The sequence below is a fragment of the Rhodococcus sp. (in: high G+C Gram-positive bacteria) genome, assembly GCF_049591685.1.
Lineage (GTDB): Bacteria > Actinomycetota > Actinomycetes > Mycobacteriales > Mycobacteriaceae > Rhodococcoides.
In genome coordinates this window covers 1-3,766 of record NZ_JBAWFH010000377.1, presented here as the reverse complement: position 1 = coordinate 3,766, position 3,766 = coordinate 1, and the positions used below count along the sequence as shown (strand labels likewise).

The 3,766-nt window shown below is 68.0% G+C and carries 5 protein-coding genes; 4 read left to right on the top strand and 1 reads right to left on the bottom strand.

All coding sequences use genetic code 11. The features are described from left to right. Positions 1–898 (top strand): thiamine pyrophosphate-dependent enzyme (locus tag WBQ44_RS15845; RefSeq protein ID WP_495567624.1); only part of this gene is annotated, 898 nt, incomplete at its 5' end. Positions 899–908: 10 nt separating this feature from the next. Here WBQ44_RS15845 and WBQ44_RS15840 read toward each other — a convergent pair. After that, positions 909–1,448, bottom strand: a complete 540-nt coding sequence (locus WBQ44_RS15840) for a DUF2505 domain-containing protein (protein WP_495567623.1) — start codon at positions 1,446–1,448, stop codon at positions 909–911. Between the two features lie 99 nt (positions 1,449–1,547). Between WBQ44_RS15840 and WBQ44_RS15835 the strand changes: the two genes are divergently transcribed. The 3 genes from WBQ44_RS15835 to WBQ44_RS15825 all read left to right on the top strand — a co-directional run. Further along, positions 1,548–1,955: a DUF3592 domain-containing protein gene (locus WBQ44_RS15835; protein ID WP_495567626.1), complete on the top strand. Its 408-nt coding sequence runs from the start codon at positions 1,548–1,550 to the stop codon at positions 1,953–1,955. Between the two features lie 72 nt (positions 1,956–2,027). After that, positions 2,028–3,170, top strand: a complete 1,143-nt coding sequence (locus tag WBQ44_RS15830) for a glycosyltransferase family 4 protein (protein ID WP_495567622.1) — start codon at positions 2,028–2,030, stop codon at positions 3,168–3,170. A gap of 87 nt (positions 3,171–3,257) precedes the next feature. After that, positions 3,258–3,766: class I SAM-dependent methyltransferase (locus WBQ44_RS15825; protein WP_495567625.1), on the top strand; the 509-nt coding region annotated here is incomplete at its 3' end.

Genomic DNA, 3,766 nt, shown 5'->3' with positions numbered 1-3,766 from the left:
ACCGACGGTGGCCGAGCCGACGGCGCCGCTGCACGGTGTGCCGCTGCACCCGATGGCCCTCTCGCAGCTGAAACCGCGGCAGGCGATCATCACCGGCCGACCGACACTGCACCGTCCCGTGTCCGCTCTGCTGGCCGATCCGGCGGTGGACGTCATCGCCCTCACAACTGGTCCGCGCTGGCCCGACGTGTCCGGCAACGTTCTCGCGACGGGTACCCGCGCGGTGACGACGGGTAGTCCGCGGCTCGCGTGGATCGAGCGGTGTCTCGAACTCTCCGCCCGGGCGGATCTCGCGGTGCGCGACGAACTCGCCGCGCAACCGAAGCCGACAGGCCTTCACGTCGCGGCAACGGTGATGTCGTCGCTCCGAGACGGCGATCAGCTGCTGCTGGGGGCGTCGAACCCGGTCCGCGACGCGGCGCTGGTGAGCTATCCGACGACGGGTGTGCGCGTGCTGTCCAATCGCGGTGTCGCAGGCATCGACGGAACGGTGTCGACGGCCGTCGGCGCGGCACTGTCGCGGGAGGGTCGCACCGTCGCCCTGCTCGGCGACCTGACCTTCCTGCACGACGCCTCGGGCCTGCTCATCGGCACCGGCGAACCGAGGCCGAAGGACCTGACGATCGTCGTCGCCAACGACGACGGCGGCGGCATCTTCGAATTGCTCGAGCAGGGCGATCCGCAGTACGCCGGCGCCTTCGAGCGGGTGTTCGGCACGCCGCACGGAATGGACCTCGCGGCCCTGTGTGCGGCGTACCGCATCGAACACCGGGGCGTCGACACGACCCAGTTGGCAGCAGCCCTCACGGGAAGCGCCGACGGCATTCGCGTTCTCGAAGTGACGACCGAACGGTCCGGGCTACGCGAGCTGCACGCGGGAATCCGCGCCCGGCTTTGACGCGTCCGCTCTAGGTTTCTTTGGTTTCGGTTTCCGTCGGCTTGTCGCCCAGGCCCTGCGCCTTCGCCCACTCGACCGTCTCGCCCGTTTCCTGATCGACCATGTCCTTGACCATGTCGTTGATCAGCGCTTCGATCTTGCCGCCGATGAGCGGAATCTTCACCGTCGTCCTGCCCTTGACCGTCAGCACGGTGCCCGAGCCCGACGGCCGCAGCGTCGTCGTGCCTTCGACCTTCGCCTTGACGGCCGACGCTCCGCCCGCCAACGTCCCGTCGGCCCTGTCCGTTTCGAACGGACCCCAGTGGTCGGTGCGCGTCACCAGCAAACGGCCCGTGATGACCTTCTTGACGAAGCCCGGCAACTCGGAGGTGCCCACTTCCTCCTCGATGTCAACGGTGATGCCGCCGTCCTCGTGCTTGGTCAGCTCGTACCCGTCCGTCTTCTGGGCCTTGGCGAACCGTGCGAGCCATTGCTCCTCGCTGGTCAGGGCCTCGTGCACCTCGGCAGGAGTGTATTCGGAGTTGATGGTGAACTCGAAGTCGCGAGACATGCCCGCAAACGTTACACAGTAACGTCTACGGGCGTGAGTACCCGCGAGACAACCACGACGGACCGGACGCACCTCTCGACCGTTCGTCGACGAATCCGCATCTCGGTGACCGTCGTCGCGACGGGTATCTCCGTGCTCGCTTTCCTGCTGGTCGTCGGCGCATGGCAGAACGACCGCACCATCACCGGCGACGAGGGCCGCGCGACGGCCGAGGTGCTCTCGGCGGGCAAACTACGCTCCGCGGTCAGCTTCGTCACCGACGACGGCGTCACGCACAATCCGCAGCTGGGCGTGCTGTACCCGACGAATCTCAGTGTCGGGCAACGCATCGACGTCGAGTTCTACACCGGCGACCCCGATCTCGTCCGCGTTGCAGGACGCAGCGCTGCCGTCGCGATCATCCCTGCCGCCTCGGTCGTGGTGGTCACGTGGGCGATTGCGGGTCCGATCGTGCTGCTGCTGCGACGCCGCGAACTGTCCGACGCGGGAGCAGGCAACAGCCAGTGATTCGCGTGAACTTCGCCCGCTCGTAACTCGGACGCTCCCCGGTGGCCCGAGACGCTGCCCACACTGATCATCGTGCGAGTAGCCATCGTTGCGGAATCGTTCCTACCCAACATGAACGGCGTCACCAACTCGGTTCTCCGAGTTCTCGAACATCTCGAACGAACCGGCCACGACGCCATGGTCGTCGCCCCGGACAATCCAGCGGGCAAGCCGCGCGCAGCGGTCGAACACGGACGCGTGCCCGTTCACCGCGTCCCCGCGGTCATGGTTCCCAAGGTCAGCTCGCTACCCGTCGGCGTCCCCGGCCCGGGCCTGACGGCGACCCTGCGCGAGTTCGGCCCCGACGTCGTGCACCTGGCGTCGCCGTTCCTCCTCGGTGCAGGAGGACTCGCAGCAGCCAACCGCCTCGGCGTCCCATCCGTCGCCGTCTACCAGACCGACGTCGCAGGCTTCGCCGAAAGCTACGGACTCGGGCTCACCTCGCGCGCCGCGTGGCGCTGGACTCGTCGAGTACACCGCGGCGCCGCACGCACTCTCGCGCCGTCCTCGTCCGCCGTCGACGCCCTCGAACAGCACGGCATCCCGCGCGTCCACCGCTGGGCCAGAGGCGTCGACGCCATCCGCTTCGCGCCGTCCGCGCGTCGCGAATCCCTGCGTCGGCAGTGGACCGGTGACGGCAAGCTCGTCGTCGGATTCGTCGGCCGTCTCGCCCCGGAAAAGCATGTCGAGCGGCTCGCAGTCATCGCCGACGACCCGGACATCCAGGTCGTCGTCGTCGGTGACGGACCCGACCGGGCGTCGCTGCAGAAGCTGATGCCGTCGGCGATCTTTACCGGCCAACTGGGCGGCGACCAACTCGCGCAGGCCTACGCCAGCTTCGACGTCTTCGTCCACCCCGGCGAGCACGAGACGTTCTGCCAGGCCGTGCAGGAAGCGCTCGCCAGCGGCATACCCGTCATCGGCCCCGATGCGGGAGGCCCTCGCGACCTCGTCTCGCACTGCCGCAACGGGTACCTCCTGCCCGTCGACCGGTTCACCGAATTGCTGCCGAGCGCCGTGTCGGCCCTGACCTCGCCGGCCATGCGGGCGCGCTTCGGCGAGGCCGCGCGCAAGTCGGTTCTGCACCGAACATGGCCCGCAATCTGCGACGAACTGCTCGGCCACTACGGCGACGTCCTCGGATGGGAAACGCGACGGGCGCTGCGATCCGCCTGATTCCGGGCCGAGGGCGGCTGCCGTAAGCTCGAAAACGTGTCCACAACGCGTGCAACGCTCGACAAGGAACCACACGAGGTCGCGTCGATGTTCGACGGCGTCGCTCGCCGGTACGACATCACCAATACCGTTCTGTCCTTCGGTCAGGACCGCAGTTGGCGCAAGCTCACCCGCGAAGCACTGAACCTGAGGCCGGGGGAGAAGGTCCTCGATCTCGCCGCGGGCACCGGCGTCTCGACCGTCGAACTCGCGCGCAGCGGAGCGTGGTGCGTCGCAACGGATTTCTCGAAGGGAATGCTGCAGGCGGGCGCCGACCGGCCCGTGCCGATGGTGGCAGGAGATGCAATGCATCTGCCGTACGCCGACGCCAGCTTCGACGCCGCCACCATCTCCTTCGGACTGCGCAACGTGTCCGACTACCAGGCCGGACTCCGCGAGATCGCGCGCGTCACCAAGCCCGGCGGCCGCCTCGTGGTGTGCGAGTTCTCGACACCCACCTTCGGACCCTTCCGCACCGTATACATGGAATACCTGATGAAGACGCTGCCCGCCGTCGCCCGAGCCGTCTCCAGTAACCCCGACGCGTACGTCTACCT